Below are 17,757 nucleotides of genomic sequence, written 5' to 3' on the forward strand. Positions count from 1 at the left end.
CGGCCCGGCAGCAGCGCCGCGGGTGGAAAGACGCGCGGCGAGGGCCTATGATGCGGCTTCTAGTGTCCCGGCAGTGCAGCACAAGGCCCCGGCGCAATTCCGAAGGATCAAGACCATGCTGATGCACCCCCACGAAGCCCGCCTTGCTGCCCTGCGCGCCGAACTGGCGCGCCGCGGCCTTGAAGGCTTCATTGTGCCGATCAGTGATGAGCACATGAGCGAATATGTCGGCGAATATGCCCAGCGCCTCGCCTGGCTCACCGGCTTTGGCGGCTCGGCCGGCTTTGCCGCGGTGACGCAGGGCCGCGCGGCGATCTTCGTCGATGGGCGCTACACCGTGCAGGTGCGCGCACAGGTGGCGGGCGAGCTGTTCGATTACAAGAACATCCCCGCCGACAGCCTGGCGGGCTGGCTCGCCGAAGTGTGCGCGCCCGGGGCGCGGATCGGCTATGATCCCTGGCTCCACACCGCGCGCTGGGCCGCCGATCTTGCCGCAGCGCTGGCCCAAAAGGGCATCGAACTGGTGGCAACCGAAGGCAACCCCATCGATGCGGTGTGGGCCGATCGGCCCGCCCCTTCTGCCGCCCCGGCGCTGCCCTATGACGTAGCGCTCGCGGGGCGCACCAGCGCCGAAAAGCGCGCCGCCATCGCCGCGTGGCTGGCAGGCGCGGGCGATGATGCGCTGGTGATCACCGCGCTCGATGCGATCGCCTGGCTGCTCAACATCCGCGGGAGCGACGTGGCCCACACCCCGGTGGCGCTCGCCTATGTCATTGCCCACAAGGATGGCAGCGCGGAACTGTTCATCGCGCCCGAGAAGGTCACCCCCGCACTTGCGCGCCATCTCGGCAATGCGGTGAGGATCCGCGACCGCGCCGAATTTGCCCCCGCGCTTGCCCGGGAACTTGCGGGCAAGCGCGTCGCGCTCGATCCCGATTTCTCGGTCGCGGCGATCGCCCAGGCGCTCGCGGCGGGGGGCGCGCAGGTCGCGTTCAAGACCGATCCCACAATTCTCGCCAAGGCGATCAAGAACCCGGTCGAACAGCAGGGCCAGCGCGAGGCGCAGGCGCGCGACGGGGCGGCTCTGGTGCGCTTCCTGCGCTGGCTCGAAGCCGAGGCGCCGGGGGGCGGGGTCGATGAGCTCGCCGCCGCGGCGCGGCTCGAGGCTTTCCGGCGCGAAGACCCGGGCCTTGTCGATCTGTCCTTCGACACCATCTCCGCGGCCGGCCCCCACGCCGCGCTGCCGCATTACAAGGTGGATCGGCAAAGCAACATCCCGATCCCCCCTTCATCGATCTATCTCGTTGATTCAGGGGGGCAATATCCCGGCGGCACCACCGATGTCACGCGCACCGTGTGGATCGGGCCGGGCGCGCCCTCGCCCGAACAGCGCGATCGCTTCACCCGGGTGCTCAAGGGCCATATCCAGCTTGCCCGGGCGGTGTTTCCGCAAGGCACCTGCGGGGGTCAGCTCGATATTCTTGCCCGCCAGTTCCTGTGGGAGGCGGGGTGCGATTATGCCCACGGCACCGGCCACGGGGTGGGCAGCTTCCTTTCGGTGCACGAAGGCCCGCAGCGCATCGCCAAGCCCGGCGGCGGGCAGGCGGGCACCGGGCAGGAGCTGTTTGCCGGCATGATCCTTTCCAACGAGCCGGGCTATTACCAGCAGGGCCACTACGGCATCCGCATCGAGAACCTGGTGCTGGTGGAGGAACGCGCGATTCCCGGGGCGCAAGGCCGCTGGCTCGGCTTCGAGACGCTCACCTTCGTGCCGATCGACCGAAAGCTGATCGACAAGGGCCTGATGACCGCCGAGGAAGTGGCCTGGCTCGATGCCTATCACGCCAAGGTGCGCGAGGTGCTCGGCCCGCGGCTTGCCGGCGACGATCTTGCCTGGCTGGAGCGCGAGACCGCGCCGTTGTGATTAACCCAGGCCCTTGCCCCTCACGCGAAGGGCTGGGGATGGGTGTTCCACCTGCGCGCCCACCGTGCCCGCCCCGGCCCCAGCGCACGGCGGAGGGGGAGGCGCCTTGCTCGCTCGCCGATGTTCATGTAATGTTCTTATCCATCGAGTCGCGTGGGAGGCGCATCAATGATCGGCTATGTCACCCTTGGCACCAATGATCTGCCGCGCGCGGCGGCCTTCTATGATGCGATCGCCGCCCATTTCGGCGTGGGGCGGATGATCGAGGCGGGCAGCTTCATCGCCTGGGGCGCATGGGGCGGGGCGCCGGGGATCGCCGCGACCTTGCCGTTTGACGGCCAGCCGGCGAGCGTGGGCAACGGGGTGATGGTGGCGCTCGAGGTCAAGACGCCGGAAGATGTCCATGCGCTCCACGCCACCGCGCTCGCCCATGGCGGCACCTGCGAAGGCGCCCCCGGCCCGCGCGGGGACGAGGGCTTCTATGCCGGCTATTTCCGCGATCCGGATGGCAACAAGCTCAATGCCTTTTGCATGGTGGCGCGGCCATGAACGCGCTGCGGCTCGAACAATGCTTCGTCCATCTCGGGCGCGGCGCCAGGGCCGAGGCTCAGCCCCCCTTTGATGGCATGGCCTGGTATGATGCCTACACGGCGCGCCATGCCGGGGACGGGGCCGAGGGGCGGCTGGTTTCGCAATACACCTTCACGCAGGACTGGGCATCCTGGGAGATGCACCCTGCGGGCGATGAAGTGGTGATCTGCACCCATGGCGCGATGGTGCTGGAGGAGAATATTTGATCAATCCGGCGGGCGTCTGGCACACCGCCGATATTGCTGCGAGCGCGACCGCGATCTTCATCACCGCCGGTGCGGGGACCCGGCACCGCCCGAGATCATCTGACGCGCTTGGCGCGCCTTCTGCGGCGCTTTGACGCTGCTTTGGCGTTGCTTTGACGTACCTTTGCCGCTGCTTTGCCGTTCAGGCGCATGTTTCACGTGAAACATCGCCCCCCGGCAGGGCGCGCCCGCGCCCCGGGCGCCCTAGCGCATCAGCCCGCCGATGAGGTTGCGCACGAAGCGCCCGACGATCGGCCCGGCCAGATCGCTGGCGATCGAGCCGGCCACCGAGGTGACGCCCGAGGCCACCGGATTGGCGCGCGACTTCTTGCCGGTGATCTTGCCTGCCGCCACCGCCGCCGCGCCGCCAAGCGCCACCTTGGCCCCCTGGCTCAGCGCCTTTTCCCATAGCCCCGGGCTGCGCCGCGCCCGCGCGCGCACCGCTTCCTCGCCCTGTTCCTCGACCTCGGCAGCGGTGGCCGCGGCATCGGCGGCCTTGGCGGCGAGCACCTCGGCGGCGCTCTCGCGGTCGACCCGCGTGTCATACTTGCCGGCGAGCGGGCTTACCGACTGGATGATCGCGCGCTCCTTGGGGGTCACCGGCCCGAGGCGCGAGCGCGGCGGCTTGATCAGGGTGCGCTGCACGATCGTGGGCGCGCCCTTTTCATCGAGCGTCGAGACCAGCGCCTCGCCCACCTTGAGCTCGGTGATCGCGGTGGCGACATCAAGATCGGGGTTGATGCGGAAGGTTTCTGCCGCGGCCTTGATCGCCCGCTGGTCGCGCGGGGTGAAGGCGCGCAGCGCGTGCTGCACCCGGTTGCCGAGCTGGCCGGCGATGCGCTCGGGGATGTCGATCGGGTTCTGGGTGACGAAATAGACCCCCACCCCCTTGGAACGGATCAGCCGCACCACCCGCTCGATCGTGTCCATCAGCGCCTTGGGCGGATCGTCGAACAAGAGGTGCGCCTCATCGAAAAAGAACACCAGGCGCGGCTTTTCCGGATCGCCAACCTCGGGCAGGCTTTCAAACAGTTCGGCAAGCAGCCACAGCAGGAAGGTGGCATAGAGCTTGGGGCTCTCCATCAGCTGGTCGGCCGCCAGCACGTTGATATAGCCGCGGCCCTGATCATCGCATTTGAGGAAATCGTCGATCTCGAGCGCGGGCTCGCCGAAGAAATTGCCCGCCCCTTGCGCCTCGAAACTCAACAGCTGGCGCTGGATCGAGCCGACCGAGGGCTTGGTGACATTGCCATACTTGCCCGAAAGCGCCGCGGCATTTTCGCTCGCCCATTGCAGCAGCGCCTGGAGATCGGCAAAATCGAGCAGCAACAGCCCGTTGTCATCGGCGTGGCGGAAGATGATCTGGAGCACGCCTTCCTGGGTCTCGTTGAGATCGAGCAGGCGGGCGAGCAGCAGCGGGCCCATCTCGGACACCGTGGTGCGGATCGGGTGGCCCTGCTGGCCGAACAGATCCCAGAAGATCACCGGATTGTCGGCATAGGCATAATCGGTGATGCCCAGCTCCTTGGCCCGCGCCTCGAGGCTGGCGGCGTGCTTGAAGCTGGGCGAGCCGGGCATGGCGATGCCCGAAAGATCGCCCTTCACATCAGCGACGAACACCGGCACCCCGGCGGCGGAAAAGCTTTCGGCAATGCTCTGGAGCGTCACCGTCTTGCCGGTGCCGGTCGCCCCGGCGATCAGCCCGTGGCGGTTGGCCCGGGCGAGGCTGAGCATCTGCCGCTCGCCATTGCCGCCCAGCCCGAGATAGATCGCGGTCTCGCTGTCACCCATGCGCGCCCCCTGATGTGGTCGGTTGTGTGGCCGGTTCGGCCCCTTGGCGCCGGTGTGGCAGGAGGCGGGCGGCGCGGTCAAGTTCTCGACAGCGGCGCGGCTTTGGGCCAAGGCTTGGCGCCATGGGTCACTCCGCGCCTTTCGTGCTGCTCGACGATGCCCGCCCCGCTTCGGCGGCGGCCGATGCCTTGCTTTATGAAGCGCCGACAGAGGTGTTCCGCGCCAGCCATCCTGAGGAAGTGGAAGCCGTGCTCGCCGCGGCCGAGGCGGCGCTCCGCGGGGCCGGGGCCGCAGCGGCGCTCGCCGGTTACATCGCCTATGAGGCGGGCCTCGCGCTCGAGCCGCGGCTTGCCCCGCTCGCCGCGGCGCGCGCCGGGGCGGCCGGGCCGCTGGTGTGGCTCGGCCTCTTTGCCGCGCCGCGCGCGATCCCCGCGCCCGAGGTGCCCGCCTTCCTCGCCGCGCGCGCCGGCGGGCCGGGCAGCATCGGCCCGCTCACCCCGCAGCTTTCCCCCGGGGGCTATGGTGAGGCCTTTGCCGCGCTGAAGGCGGCGATCCACGCGGGCGATATCTATCAGGCCAATCTCACCTATGCCCTGGCCGGCAGCTTCCGCGGCGATCCGCTGGCGATCTATGCCGCGCTGCGCGCCGCCGCCGGGGCGGGCTATGGCGGGCTGGTGTTCGACGGGGCGCATTGGCTCTTGAGCTTCTCGCCCGAGTTGTTCTTTGCGCTTCAGGGCGATGGGGTGAAGGTCAAGCCGATGAAGGGCACCCGCCCGCGCCCGGCCGATCCTGCCGCCGCGCCCGAGGCCGATGCCGCCATGGCTGCCGAGCTTGCCGCCTCGGCCAAGGACCGGGCCGAGAACCTCATGATCGTCGATCTCATGCGCAACGATCTTGCCCGCGTGGCCGAGCCGGGCAGCGTCGTGGTGGAAGCCCCCTTTGCCATCGAGACCTATCCCACCGTGCACCAGATGGTCTCCACCGTGCGCGCGCGCCTTGCCCCCGGGCGCGGGGCAATGGATCTGGTCAAGGCGCTGTTTCCCTGCGGCTCGATCACCGGCGCGCCCAAGATCAGGGCGATGGAACTGCTCGTGCAGGCCGAGCGTGATGCCCGCGGGGCCTATTGCGGGGCGATCGGGCGGATCGATGCGCCCGACGAAGCCGGCCTCTCCCGCGCCGCCTTCAACGTCGCCATCCGCACCTTGCGCCTGACCCCGATCGAGAACGGCCAGGGCCGGGCGGTGCTCGGGGTCGGCTCGGCGGTGGTGGCCGACAGCGAAGCCATGGCCGAGCGGCGCGAATGCGAGGTCAAGGCCGGCTTTGTCCGCCGCGCCGGGCCTGAGCACAGCGCTCCGGCCTTCGATCTCATCGAGACCATGCGCTTTGCGCCCGAGCACGGCATCGCCCTGCTCGAGGCGCATCTGGCGCGGATGAAGGCGAGCGCCGCCGCGCTCGGCTTTGCCTTCGATCGCCACGCCCTGCGCAACCAGATCCAGGCGCTGTGCTTCGAACTCGAGGCCCCGGCGATGGTGCGCCTGCTGCTGGCGCGCAGCGGCGCGGTGACGATCGAGACCGGGCCGCTGCCCGCGCCGCTCACCGAGCCGGTGCGCGTGGCGGCGCTGCCCCATCCGCTCGATCCGGGCGATTGGCGCCTTGCCCACAAGACCAGCGAGCGCGGCTTTTACGAAGACGCGCTGGCCGCGGCGCGGCTGCTGGGGGCGGATGAGGCGCTGCTGGTGCGCGGCGATGGGCTGGTGACCGAAGGCAGCTGGACGAGCCTGTTTGCCCAAGGGTCGGACGGCGTGCTCCTCACCCCGCCGGCAAGCCTTGGCCTTCTGCCCGGGGTGCTGCGCGGCCACTTGCTGGGCGAGGGCCGGGCGCGCGAGGCGGCGCTCACCCTGGCCGATCTCGAGAGCGGCTTTTTCATCGGCAATGCCCTGCGCGGGCTGATGCGCGCGGTGCTGGTGTGAGCCTGCCGATCCTGTTCGAGGATGGCGAGGCGCTGGTGATCGACAAGCCCGCCGGCCTGCCGATCAGCCCCCCGCGCCGCGGCGGGCCGAGCCTCGAGGATCACCTTGATGCCCTGCGCCTGGGCTTCCAGCGCCGCCCGGCGGCGGTGCACCGGCTCGACACCGATACCTCGGGCTGCCTCCTGCTGGCGCGCAATCCCAAGGCGCTCGCGCGGCTTTCCCGCGCGTTTGAAGCGCGGCAGGTGGACAAGACCTATCTTGCCATCCTTGCCGGCCATCCGCCGGGCCGCAGCGGCACGATCGCGCTGGCGCTGGCCAAGATCAGTTCGGCAGACAAGGGCTGGCGGATGATCGCGGCGCGGCGCGGCAAGCCGGCGGTCACGCATTGGGAGCTGGTGGAGACGCTCGGCCCCCATGCGCTCATCCGCCTGCGCCCCGAAACCGGGCGCACCCACCAGCTGCGCATCCATGCCTTGAAGGGCCTCGGCGCGCCGCTCTTGGGCGATCCCATCTATGGCGCCGGGCCGGTTGCCGGCGCGCGCCGCACCATGCTCCATGCCGAGAGCCTCACCGTCACGCGCTCGGGCAAGCCCCCGATTGCCGCGCGCGCGCCGCTGCCCGCGGATTTCCTCGCGCTAGGGGCGAAGGATGGATGAGGAACCGCTGATCGACCGCGCTCTGCGGCTGGCGCGCGAGAGCTTTCTCGCCGGTTCCGGCCCCGGCGGGCAGAACGCAAACAAGGTGGCAACCGAGGTCGAACTGCGCGTCAATGTGTTTGCCCTCGGCCTTGGCCCGCCGGTGCTGGCGCGGCTCAGGGCGCTGGCGGGATCGAAGCTTGCGGGCAATGGCGATCTCATCATCACCTCCAGGGCCCACCGCACCCAGGACGCCAACCGGGCGGATGCCCGCGCCAAGCTTGCCGCGCTGCTCGAGGCGGCCGCGCGTCAGCCGAGGCGGCGGGCCAGGACGCGGCTCAACCGCGTGGGCAAGACCGAGCGGCTCAAGGCCAAGAAGGCGCGCGGCGCGGTGAAGGCCGGACGCGGGCGGCCGAGCGCGGCGGACTGGTGAGCCGCCTTGACTTTTCCCGGTGAATCGCCCAATGGCGCCCCGTGTGCGGCGGGCCGGGCCATCCGGGCGCGCCGCGCTTTGCTTTTCACGCCCTGCGAACCGCAAGCGCCGGGCCGATCCAGTTGACAGGAACCCGCCATGGCGAAGCCCACCACCGTCAAGATCCGCCTCGTCTCGAGCGAGGGCACCGGCTTCTTCTATGTGACCAAGAAGAACCCGCGCAACATCACCGAGAAGCTGAGCTTCCGCAAGTATGATCCGGTGGCGCGCAAGCATGTCGAGTTCAAGGAAGCCAAGATCAAGTAAGGCTTCGCGCGCGCCTGCCAGTGCCGGGGGCGGGCGCACAAATTCATCGACAGTTCAAGCCCGCCGCCCTACCGACCGGGGCATGATCACGATTTCCCGCACCGCCCGCTTGGCGCTCGTCAGCCTTGGCGCCGGGGTGCTCGCGCTCGGGCTTTCCCCCGCGCCTGCCGCCCCGCTCACCCCGCCCGCTGCTGCCCAGGCGCAGGGCGATCTTGACCGCGTGGTGGCCGCGCTGCGCGCGATCACCACCATGCGGGCCGACTTCACCCAGACCGACCGCCAGGGCAACACCCTGCGCGGGGTGATGACGCTCAAGCGCCCGGGCAAGATCCGCTTCGACTATGGCAAGGATGCCGATTTCCTCGTCGTCTCCAACGGCAAGTCGCTCTATGTCGTCGATTACGAGGTGAACCAGGTGGAACGCTGGCCGATCGGCAATTCGCCGCTCGGGGCGCTGTTCGATCCCGACAAGGACGTCAAGCGCTATGGCAAGCTGGTGCCCACCGGCAATCCCGATGTGCTGAGCGTCGAGGTGCGCGATCCCAAGAAGCCCGAATTCGGGATGATCAACCTCATCTTCGTGCGCAATCCGGCCGCGCCCGGCGGCTTGCAGCTCACCCATTGGGTGGCGCTCGATGCCCAGAACAACCGCACCCGGGTGCAGCTGTCAAACCAGCGCTATGGGGTGGCGGTGGATGATGCCACCTTCACCTTCCGCGATCCGCGCCGCACCCCTCGCCGCCCCGGTTGAACCGGGCAGATGCGCGCGCTGCCATCGACGAACGGTTGTATGGAAACGACAGGAATCGATCCGCGTTCATCTGAATGAAAGCCTCCAGCGGCTAATCATTCGCAACAAGGCGGGCCGAAGGGCGGTTTCCCCCCCTGTTGCCCACCCTTCCTGAAGGGCCTGCCTTGCACAAGCGTGACGAACGCTCCACGGAAACCCTCGACCCATCGCCCCCGGGTCGAGGGTTTTTTGCTGGGCGGCAGGGGAGCGACCGGCGGGCGCGCCGCGCGCTCCCGCGCCGCCAGCCCGCGCCGCCGGCCTATTCGGCCCAGCCCAGCGCCTTGCGGATGATGGTGTGGATGAGGTTCTGCTCGATCACCCCGCGCACCGCCTCGGCCCCCGGGCCGGTGGCAAACAGCGCCACGTCCTCGCCCCCGTGGGTCTCGCTGGCGAGCGGCACGGTGGCCTGCTGGCGCGCGGCCAGCCCGGTCATCGGCAGCGGGCGGCCATGTTCGCCATCGCCATCGCCATCCGCATCGCCGACAATCGCCCCCGGGCCATTGGCATAGCCCAGCGTGGCATAGGGCTTGCCGTCGGCGGCGAGCAGCGGCGAGGCGCCATCCCCGCCATCCTCGCCGGTGCCCTTGGGCGGCACCACCAGGCCGAGGATGTCGTTGCCGCGCCGCGGATAGCCGGCGATGGTGAAGACATGGCTGTGATCGGCGGTGACGAGGATCAGCGTCTCGGCCGGATCGGTGTGCTCCACCGCCCATTGCACCGCGCGGGCAAACTCCACCGTCTCTTCCAGCGCATAGCCCGCCTGCCCGGCGTGGTGGGCATGATCGATCCGCCCGCCTTCGACCATCAGGAAGAAGCCATCGGGATCGCGCTCGAGCCGCGCGATCGCCGCGGCGGCCATATCGGTCAGGGTCGGCTCGGGCGAATCGGGCTTGCGCTCGGCCATGAAGCTCATGTGGCTGGGGTGGAACAGGCCGAGCAGAGGCTTGTCGAGCGGTGCGGCCTGAAGCGCGGCGGCATCGCGCACCACCACCCCGCCGCGGCGGGCCGCCCAGGCGCCGGGCAGATCGGCCCCGGCCTCGCCCCGGCGTCCGGCCGGGTCCTTGTCCTTGCCATACATCACCGCCGCCCCGCCGCCGAGCGCAACATCGAATTCGGCCTCGGCGAGCTGGACGGCGATATCCTTGCAGCCCAGCCCGCGCTGGTCGGCGGGAATGGCAGTGTCGCTCTCCCAGTCGCGATCGGCGCTGCGGGCATAGACCGCCGCGGGCGTCGCATGGGTGAGGCGGGTGGTGGTGACGATCCCGAGCGCGAGGCCGCGGCGCTTGACCTCCTCGCCGAGCAGCGGCAGCGGATGGGCAAGCGCATCGCGGCACACGCCCTTTTCCGCCTCCGGCCCGATGCCGAGCACGCCGATGCGGGTCTTGACCCCGGTGTTCATCGCGCTCGCGGTGCCGGCGCTGTCGGGCACCTGGGCATTGGTGTTGTAGGTCTTGACCAGCGCGACATTGCCGAAGCGTTCAAAGCTCAGGCTGTTCTCCTCGCCGCTCTCGCCGCGCTTCTGCCCGTCATAGATGCGCGCCGCGGTGATGGTGGAAATGCCCATGCCATCGCCGATGAACAGGATCACGTTCTTCGCCCGCGGCCGTTCGGGCCGGGCTTCGGGGGTGGCCGCAGCCGGGGCGGCGGCACCTTCGGCAAGCACCGGGGCGGCAGGGGCGATGAGAGCGCTTGTGGCAAGCAGCAGCGCGGCAATGAGGCGGCGGGGCATGGCAAGATTCTCCCTTGGCAGGCGCCTCGACGCCCTATCCGCTCCAATTGCGTCAATAAAGTGAAAGGTGGAAAGATCGCCCCAAGCCCCCTAAGTGCTCGCGCCATGCTCAGCATCGCCACCTGGAACATCAATTCGGTCCGCCTGCGGCTGGGCCTTGTTGAACATTTCCTGCGCTCCCACGCGCCCGACATCCTGTGCCTGCAGGAGATCAAGTGCGAGAGCCACCTCTTTCCCGCCGAGGCGCTCGCGGCGCTCGGCTATGTCCACCAGGTGGTGAGCGGGCAGAAGGGCTATCACGGGGTGGCAACGCTTGCCCGCGTGCCGATCCGCGAGGCCGCCCGCCACGATTGGCAGGCCAATGGCGAGGCGCGCCACATCGGCGTCGAGGTGGTGGGGCGCGATGTGTGGCTGGAAAATGTCTATGTCCCCGCCGGGGGCGATGTGCCCGACCGCGCGCTCAATCCCAAGTTCGGCCAGAAGCTCGATTTCCTCGGCCGCATGACCCGCTGGGCCGAGAGGCTCGACCGCCCGACGCTGCTGGTCGGCGATTTCAACATCGCCCCGCTTGAATGCGACGTGTGGAGCCACAAGCAATTGCTCAAGGTGGTGAGCCACACCCCGATCGAGGTCGAAACCCTCGCCCGCCTGCGGGATGCCCATGGCTGGGTCGATCTCGGGCGCACCCATATCCCCGCGCCGCAGCGCTACTATTCCTGGTGGAGCTACCGCAATCCCGGCTGGCGTGAGAACGACAAGGGGCGGCGGCTCGATCACATGTGGGCCTCGCCCGCGCTCGCCGGGCAGGCGCGCGCGCACCGGGTGATCGAGGAGGCGCGCGCCTGGGAGCAGCCTTCCGATCATGTCCCGCTGATCACGGAGCTTGATCTCTGAGCGCGCCCCCGCCCCCACCGCCGGCCTCGCCCGCGCGCCGCGCCGCCCAGGCGGTCGATGCCCTGCGCCACGGCTGGCCGCTCGCGCTCGCCAGCGCAGGCGCAGGGACGATCACCCTGCTGCCGGTCGAAACCGCCGCCGCCCCCGGCGCACGCGCGCCGCGGATGCTGATCTCGGCCGCGCGCGCGGCGACGCTGAGGCTCGCCAACCAGCGCGAGGCCGCCGCCCCCCATGCCCCGGTGCTGATTGCGGGAGCTGCGGATTTCACCCTTGCCGAGGCACTGCCGATCGCCGATCCCGCGCTTGATCTTGGCCATCCCTTCAAGGGCCCGTTCAAGGCCCTGCCGCTCGAATGGGCCGATGAGGCCGCCGCGGTGCTCGATCTTGCGCGCATCGCCGGGATCCTGCCCGCCTTCCTCGTCGATCCGGCAGAGGCGGGCGAGCCGGTGCCCTTTGCCGCGGCTGACCTTGCCGCCTATGCCGAGGCCGGGGCCTTGCGCATCATCACCCGCGCGCGCCTGCCAATCGCCGCGAGCGAGGAGGCCGAGATCGTCGCCTTCCGTTCAAGCGCCGATCTGCGCGAGCATGTCGCGCTCATCATCGGCCAGCAGCGCGGCGATCGCGCGCCGCTGGTGCGGCTCCATTCGGAGTGCCTCACCGGCGATATCCTCGGCAGCCTCAAATGCGATTGCGGCCCCCAGCTCGATGCCGCGCTCCACGCCATGGCGCACGAGGCGCGCGCGAACGGCGGCTGGGGCGTGCTGCTCTATCTGCGCCAGGAGGGGCGCGGGATCGGCCTCATCAACAAGCTGCGCGCCTATCGCCTGCAGGATCAGGGTTTTGACACGCTCGAGGCCAACCAGCGCCTCGGCCTGCCCGATGAGGCGCGCGATTTTCCGGTGGCGGCGCGGATGCTGCAGCTTCTGGGGGCGGGCGAAATCCGCCTGCTCACCAACAACCCGGCCAAGGTCGCCGCGCTCGCGGCGGCGGGGATCCGGGTGGCCGAACGGGTGCCGCACCAGCTCCCGGAAAACCCGCACAATGCCCGCTATCTGGCAACCAAGCGCGACCGCTCGGGCCACCTGCTGCTCTAGCGCTGCTGGTATTGCCGCAAGCCCTCAGCAAGGCGGTTGCCGCGCATGACGATGCGGCTGGCGGTCCAATCAGCCAGGAAGGTGCTCTGGCGCTGGATGCCGGGGACGAAGCGGGCCTCGTTGTCCACCACCTCGAGCCCGTCGGAAGGGTGGAGCAGGTCTTCGGCACCCAGCGCGATGAAGGCCGAATAGTTCTCCTTGTCGCGCCCCTGGATGAACCAGTTGCCGGCGATCCGCCCGATGCTGCCGGCGGGCAGATCGATCATGTAATTGGTGGCCCTGCCGCCCGAATCATCGAAGCTGTTGTTCTCGATCGTCACCGTGCGCGCGCGGGCCTTGAGATAGTGGCCCCCGGTGCCGCGCTCGAAGCGGCTCTCGCGCACGGTGAGCGCGCCATAATTGCCGACATAGAGCGAATGCGCGCAGCCCGCCGAATGTTCGCAGGTGCCAAGCCCGGAAAAGGTCGAACGGGTAATGAAGATGCGGCCAGAAGGATCATCAGCGGTGAGGATGCCCTGCTGGCTGTTCTGGAAGCGCGCATGGGCGATGTTGAGATTGCCGCGCTCGAGCCGGATGCCCGCGCCATTGCCATCTTCCACAGCAAGGTTGGTGAAGGTCAGCCCGCGCACCTCGGCGGCGATGCCGCGCAGCACCAGCGCCGCCTTGCCCTCGCACGAGCGGCCGTGGAAGATCACCGTGCCGGGGGTATCGGCGGCATAGGTGATCACCCCCTGTTCCTGCACCGCGCATTGGCGATAGGTGCCCGGGGCGATGCGGATGGTGGCGCGGCCAGACCCCACTGCATCGACCGCGGCCTGCAGCGTGGCAAAGCGCTCGCCGGTCTCGATGATGGTGAAGGCATCCGGCACCGGCTGGGCGTGGAGCGCGGCGCCGAAGGTGGCGATCAAGGCGGCAAGCGCGGTGCCAGCGCGCGCGTGGCGGGTGAGGCGGGGCAGGGGGCTCATCATGCCGGCAAGGATACCATCGCCGGGGCATGCCGCCAGCGCGGGCTTGGCCGCTGTGCCCATTTGGCACTTGGCGGGTGGCCTTCGGCTTGGCTAAACCGCGCGCGTCATAGGAGAGATCGCGGAAGGAGAGAGACCTCATGCGCCGAATTGCCCCCTTCGCCCCGCTTGCAGGCGTGCTGCTGCTGGCCGCTTGCGGCAGCGCCGATGACGCCGCGACCGAGGCCAGCGCCGACACGGTCGAGATGCCCGCCGATGAGGCGCTTTCGGGAGTGAGCGAGGAGCCGGTGGCCGATCCCACCGCCAGCGCCACCGATGCCCCTGCGCCCGCGCCAACCGCGGCGAGCGCCGAGGATGCGGGCGAGGCCGCCGCCAATGTCGCGGCTGAGGCCGCCGCTGCGGCAGGCGAGGCCGCGGACCAGTAGGCCGCCCCGCCATGGCCCGCGCGCGCCTTGCCGGCCTTGCCCTGCTGCTTGGCAGCGCGGCGCTGCTTGCCGCCTGCGAGGCGCCAGAGGCGCGCGGGCCGGGCGAAGTCAGCCCGGGCGAGGCCAGGGTGCTCGAGGAAGCGGCCGAAATGCTCGATCAGCGCCGCCTGCCGCGCGAAGCCCTGCCGCCCGAGGCCGCCCCCGCGCAATCGCCAGGCGACAGCCGCGCCGCACCAGGCCAATAGGCCCGCAGCCGGCTGGCGCGCCCGCCTTCACCTGCTCTTGTCAAGCCCGAGGATCACCGCCCCCATGAACGCCCCTGCCACGCTCGCCGCGCCCGCCAATCCCGGGATGGATGCGGACAGTTTCGAACAATTCGCCGAGCAGCTCACCCGCTATGTCCGCGAAAGGCTGATCCCGGCCGAGGCGCGGGTGATCGCCGAGGACAAGGTGCCCGACGACATCCTTGCCGAGATGCGCGAGATGGGCCTGTTTGGCCTGACCGTCCCGGTCGAATATGGCGGGGCGGGGCTGAGCATCAGCCAATATGCCCGGGTGGTGCAAATCATGGCCTATGCCGCCCCGGCCTATCGCTCGATCTTCTCGATCAATGTCGGGATGTTCGCGAGCGCGCTCAAGAACGGCGCCACCGAGGCCCAGAAGGCCGAATGGTTCCCGCAGATCGCCGCCGGCAAGATCGCCTGCTTTGGCCTCACCGAGCCGGGATCGGGCAGCGATTCGGCGGCGATGCAGACCACCGCCGTGCCCGCACCGGATGGCAATGGCTGGGTGCTCAATGGCACCAAGCGCTATATCACCAATGCGCCTTATGCCGATGTTGCGCTCATCATGGCGCGTACCAGCAAGGAGCCGCTGCCCAAGAACGCCCATGTCTCGGCCTTCATCGTGCCGATGGACACCCCCGGCGTCTCGCGCGGCAGCCCCGATAAGAAGATGGGCCAGGCCGGCAGCCATATCGGCGACATCATCCTTGAAGACGTGCGCCTGCCCGGCGAGGCCCTGCTCGGCGGAGAGACCGGCAAGGGCTTCGTCTTTGCGATGAAAAGCCTCGACAATGGCCGCATCTCGGTGGGCGCGGCGGCCACCGGCTATGCCCGCCGCGCGCTCGATTCCGCCCTGCGCTATGCCAATGAGCGCAAGGCCTTTGGCGAGCCGATCGCCAATTTCCAGCTGATCCAGCAGATGCTCGCCGACAGCGAGATCGAGATCTATGCCGCCGAAAGCATGATGAAGGATGTCACCGCAAGAGCCGATGCGGGCGAGAACATCCTCGTCAAGGCTGCGGCCTTCAAGGTCTTCGCCAGCGAGATGTGCGGCCGCGTGGTGGACCGGGTGGTGCAGATCTATGGCGGGGCGGGCTACCTCGCCGAATACGAGGCCGAGCGCTTCTACCGCGATGCGCGCATCTACCGCATCTACGAGGGCACGACCCAGATTCTCCAGCTCCAGATCGCCAAGCACATGCTGCGCGCGTGGAGCGCCAATGTATAGGCTGCTGGCCGACCTTGCGATCGTCGAGGTCTCGAGCTTCGTCGCCTCGCCCACCGCGGGGCTTTATTGCGCGCAGATGGGCGCCGAGGTGATCCGGGTCGATCACAAGGCCGGCGGGCTCGATTACAACCGTTACATGCTCACCCGCGAGGGCCGCTCGCTCTCGTGGGAGAACCTCAATCGCGCCAAGAAATCGCTGGCGCTCGATCTGCAATCCCCCGAGGGGCGCGAGCTTCTGGTGGAACTGGCGGCCAAGGTCGGCCAGTGCATCACCAACCTGCCCGAAGCAAGCTTCCTCAGCCACAAGGCGATGCAGGCGCGGCGGGCCGACATGGTGTCGCTGCGCATCATGGGCTGGCACGATGGCCGCCAGGCGATGGATTTCACCGTCAATGCCGCCACCGGCTATCCGCTGATGACCGGCCCGGAAGACTGGGACCCGTCCAGCGCCCCGCCCGTCAACCAGGTGCTCCCGGCGTGGGATTTCATCACCGGGGCCTATGGCGCCTTTGCCCTGCTCGCCGCGCTCCACCACCGCGACCGCACCGGCGAGGGCAGCGAGGTGCGCCTGCCGCTCGGCGATGTCGCGATCGGCACCATGGCCAATGCCGGCCTGCTTGCCGAGGTGCTCTATCGCGGGGGGAATCGCGAGCGGCTCGGCAATGCCATCTGGGGCGCCTTCGGGCGTGATTTTTGCAGCCGCGATGGGGTGCGCTTCATGGTCGCCGCGCTCACCCCCAAGCAGTGGCACGGGCTGGTGAGGGCCTTTGCGCTCGAGGAGGCGATCGCCGCGCTCGAGGCCGAGCTGGGCGTGCGCTTTGCCGAGGGCGATACCCCGCGCTTTGTCCACCGCGCGGCGCTGTTCGCGCTGTTCCAGCAGGCCGCGGGGGCGATGGACTATCAGGTGCTCGAGGCGCGCATGGCCGCCGAGGGCTGCACCTACGAGCGCTATCGCACCGCCTTCGAGGCCGCCAACGATCCGGTGCTGGTGGCGGGCAATCCGCTGTTCGGCCCGTCGCCCGCCAATCCCAGCGGCTTTGCCTATCCGGCCACCCGTTCCTTTGCCAATCTGCCCGGTCAGGCCGCGGGCGATCCGGCCCCGGCCCCCTATCTCGGCGAACATTCCGAGGAAGTGCTGGCCGAAAGGCTGGGGCTGTCCTCGGGCGAGATCGGGAGGCTCGTCGATGCCGGGATCGTCGCCCTTTCAGACAAGGATGCAAAATGATGAGGCGCGTTGCCATCTGCACCCCGCTGCGCACGCCGGTGGGCAAATTCATGGGCGGGCTGGCGAGCCTGACCGCGGGCGAGCTTGGCGCGGTGATCCTCAAGGCCCTGATCGAACGATCTCGGATCGATCCGGCGCGGGTCGATGATGTCGTCTTCAGCCAGGGCTATGGCAATGGCGAGGCCCCCGCGATCGGGCACTGGAGCTGGCTCGCGGCCGGCCTGCCGCTCGAGGTGCCGGGCTTCCAGCTCGATCGGCGCTGCGGCTCGGGGGTGCAGGCGGTCGCCACCGCGGCGATGATGGTGGCCACCGGCACCGCTGACGTGGTGGTCGCCGGCGGGGTCGAGAGCATGTCCAATGTCGAGCACTACACCACCGATCTGCGCCGCGGGGTGCGGATGGGCGAGATGACGCTGCACGACCGGCTCACCCGCGGGCGGCTGATGAGCCAGCCGATCGCACGCTTCGGCATCATCACCGGGATGATCGAGACCGCCGAAAACCTCGCCAAGGATTACGCCATCACCCGCGAGGCGGCCGACGCCTATGCCGTGCGCAGCCACCAGAACGCCGCGCGCGCCTGGGCCGAAGGCCGCTTTGCCGAACAGCTCGTGCCGGTGGCGATCCCGAGCCGCAAGGGCGAGCCGGTGATCTTCGACCATGACGAGGGCTATCGCCCCGATGCCTCGATGGAGACCCTGGGCAAGCTCGCTCCGATCGATCTCAAGCGCGATCCGCAGGCGATCGTCACTGCCGGCAATGCCAGCCAGCAAAACGATGCCGCCGCTGCCTGTCTGGTGGTGGCCGAGGAAAAGCTCGCCGAACTGGGGCTTGAGCCAATGCTGTGGTTTGGCGGCTGGGCGGCGGCGGGCTGCGATCCGGCGCGCATGGGCATCGGCCCGGTGCCGGCGGTCGAGCGCCTGTTTGCCCGCTGCGGGCTGGGCTGGGATGATATCGGCCTTGTCGAACTCAACGAGGCCTTTGCCCCCCAGGTGCTCGCCGTGCTCAAGGGCTGGGGCTGGAGCGAGGATGATTCGCGCCTGGAGATCCTCAACGTCAATGGTTCCGGCATCAGCCTTGGCCACCCGATCGGGGCGACCGGCGGGCGCATCCTTGCCGACATGGCCCATGAAATGCGCCGGCGCTCCGTGCGCTATGGGCTGGAGACCATGTGCATCGGCGGCGGGCAGGGGATCGCCGCGGTGTTCGAACTGGCGCGCTGAAGGGG

17 protein-coding genes and 1 pseudogene are annotated in these 17,757 nt (G+C 69.3%); 15 read left to right on the forward strand and 3 right to left on the reverse strand.

The genetic code is table 11. The annotated features are described in order from the left end of the window. The first annotated feature begins 115 nt into the window (after positions 1-115). The 3 genes and pseudogenes from G524_RS0109185 to G524_RS15460 all read left to right on the forward strand — a co-directional run bounded on the left by G524_RS0109185 (position 116) and on the right by G524_RS15460 (position 2,855). A complete protein-coding gene (locus G524_RS0109185; RefSeq protein WP_027443456.1) occupies positions 116-1,924 on the forward strand; it encodes an aminopeptidase P family protein in 1,809 nt (602 codons plus the stop codon). A gap of 168 nt (positions 1,925-2,092) precedes the next feature. Next, positions 2,093-2,473, forward strand: coding sequence for a VOC family protein (locus G524_RS0109190; protein ID WP_027443457.1), 381 nt, complete (start codon positions 2,093-2,095; stop codon positions 2,471-2,473). Then, positions 2,470-2,855, forward strand: a pseudogene (locus G524_RS15460) (cupin). Before G524_RS0109190 ends, G524_RS15460 begins: the two are co-directional and overlap by 4 nt. A gap of 109 nt (positions 2,856-2,964) precedes the next feature. Here G524_RS15460 and G524_RS0109200 read toward each other — a convergent pair. Beyond that, positions 2,965-4,551, reverse strand: a complete 1,587-nt coding sequence (locus G524_RS0109200; RefSeq protein ID WP_027443458.1) for a helicase HerA-like domain-containing protein — start codon at positions 4,549-4,551, stop codon at positions 2,965-2,967. A gap of 122 nt (positions 4,552-4,673) precedes the next feature. Between G524_RS0109200 and pabB the strand changes: the two genes are divergently transcribed. The 5 genes from pabB (at position 4,674) to G524_RS0109225 (ending at position 8,646) form a co-directional block, all read left to right on the forward strand. Beyond that, positions 4,674-6,521: an aminodeoxychorismate synthase component I gene (pabB, locus tag G524_RS0109205; protein WP_027443459.1), complete on the forward strand. Its 1,848-nt coding sequence runs from the start codon at positions 4,674-4,676 to the stop codon at positions 6,519-6,521. Then, positions 6,518-7,177 carry an RluA family pseudouridine synthase gene (locus tag G524_RS0109210; protein WP_027443460.1) on the forward strand — a complete coding sequence of 220 codons (660 nt, stop codon included), beginning with the start codon at positions 6,518-6,520 and terminating at the stop codon, positions 7,175-7,177. The genes pabB and G524_RS0109210 overlap by 4 nt, the downstream gene beginning before the upstream one ends. Continuing rightward, a complete protein-coding gene (gene arfB, locus G524_RS0109215) occupies positions 7,170-7,589 on the forward strand; it encodes an alternative ribosome rescue aminoacyl-tRNA hydrolase ArfB (RefSeq protein WP_027443461.1) in 420 nt (139 codons plus the stop codon). Before G524_RS0109210 ends, arfB begins: the two co-directional genes overlap by 8 nt. Positions 7,590-7,727: 138 nt before the next feature. Continuing rightward, a complete protein-coding gene (rpmG, locus tag G524_RS0109220; protein ID WP_027443462.1) occupies positions 7,728-7,895 on the forward strand; it encodes a 50S ribosomal protein L33 in 168 nt (55 codons plus the stop codon). An 82-nt stretch (positions 7,896-7,977) separates the two neighbouring features. Then, complete coding sequence (locus G524_RS0109225; RefSeq protein WP_051221059.1) at positions 7,978-8,646, forward strand: LolA family protein; 669 nt, start codon at positions 7,978-7,980, stop codon at positions 8,644-8,646. 298 nt (positions 8,647-8,944) lie between these two features. Here the strand turns inward: G524_RS0109225 and G524_RS0109230 are convergent, their stop codons facing one another. Beyond that, positions 8,945-10,414: an alkaline phosphatase gene (locus G524_RS0109230; protein ID WP_027443464.1), complete on the reverse strand. Its 1,470-nt coding sequence runs from the start codon at positions 10,412-10,414 to the stop codon at positions 8,945-8,947. A 105-nt stretch (positions 10,415-10,519) separates the two neighbouring features. On the opposite strand from G524_RS0109230, the gene G524_RS0109235 reads away from it, so the two are divergent. Then, positions 10,520-11,308 (forward strand): exodeoxyribonuclease III, encoded by a 789-nt coding sequence (locus tag G524_RS0109235; RefSeq protein WP_027443465.1) that lies wholly within the window; start codon positions 10,520-10,522, stop codon positions 11,306-11,308. Positions 11,309-11,472: 164 nt separating this feature from the next. Then, positions 11,473-12,402, forward strand: a complete 930-nt coding sequence (gene ribA / locus G524_RS0109240; RefSeq protein WP_245561335.1) for a GTP cyclohydrolase II — start codon at positions 11,473-11,475, stop codon at positions 12,400-12,402. Here ribA and G524_RS0109245 read toward each other — a convergent pair. Beyond that, a complete protein-coding gene (locus G524_RS0109245; protein WP_169447842.1) occupies positions 12,399-13,370 on the reverse strand; it encodes a right-handed parallel beta-helix repeat-containing protein in 972 nt (323 codons plus the stop codon). The genes ribA and G524_RS0109245 overlap by 4 nt on opposite strands. 137 nt (positions 13,371-13,507) lie before the next feature. Between G524_RS0109245 and G524_RS0109250 the strand changes: the two genes are divergently transcribed. The 5 genes from G524_RS0109250 to G524_RS0109270 all read left to right on the forward strand — a co-directional run bounded on the left by G524_RS0109250 (position 13,508) and on the right by G524_RS0109270 (position 17,752). After that, positions 13,508-13,792 (forward strand): hypothetical protein, encoded by a 285-nt coding sequence (locus G524_RS0109250; protein ID WP_027443468.1) that lies wholly within the window; start codon positions 13,508-13,510, stop codon positions 13,790-13,792. Between the two features lie 11 nt (positions 13,793-13,803). Next, positions 13,804-14,037, forward strand: coding sequence for a hypothetical protein (locus tag G524_RS16835; RefSeq protein WP_027443469.1), 234 nt, complete (start codon positions 13,804-13,806; stop codon positions 14,035-14,037). A gap of 64 nt (positions 14,038-14,101) precedes the next feature. Continuing rightward, positions 14,102-15,304 (forward strand): acyl-CoA dehydrogenase family protein, encoded by a 1,203-nt coding sequence (locus G524_RS0109260; protein ID WP_027443470.1) that lies wholly within the window; start codon positions 14,102-14,104, stop codon positions 15,302-15,304. Next, positions 15,297-16,529 carry a CoA transferase gene (locus tag G524_RS0109265; protein ID WP_027443471.1) on the forward strand — a complete coding sequence of 411 codons (1,233 nt, stop codon included), beginning with the start codon at positions 15,297-15,299 and terminating at the stop codon, positions 16,527-16,529. The genes G524_RS0109260 and G524_RS0109265 overlap by 8 nt, the downstream gene beginning before the upstream one ends. Then, complete coding sequence (locus G524_RS0109270; protein ID WP_425387213.1) at positions 16,529-17,752, forward strand: acetyl-CoA C-acetyltransferase; 1,224 nt, start codon at positions 16,529-16,531, stop codon at positions 17,750-17,752. Before G524_RS0109265 ends, G524_RS0109270 begins: the two co-directional genes overlap by 1 nt. Positions 17,753-17,757: the final 5 nt, after the last annotated feature.

Origin of the sequence: Erythrobacter cryptus DSM 12079, from assembly GCF_000422985.1 — a bacterium.
Lineage (GTDB): Bacteria > Pseudomonadota > Alphaproteobacteria > Sphingomonadales > Sphingomonadaceae > Erythrobacter > Erythrobacter cryptus.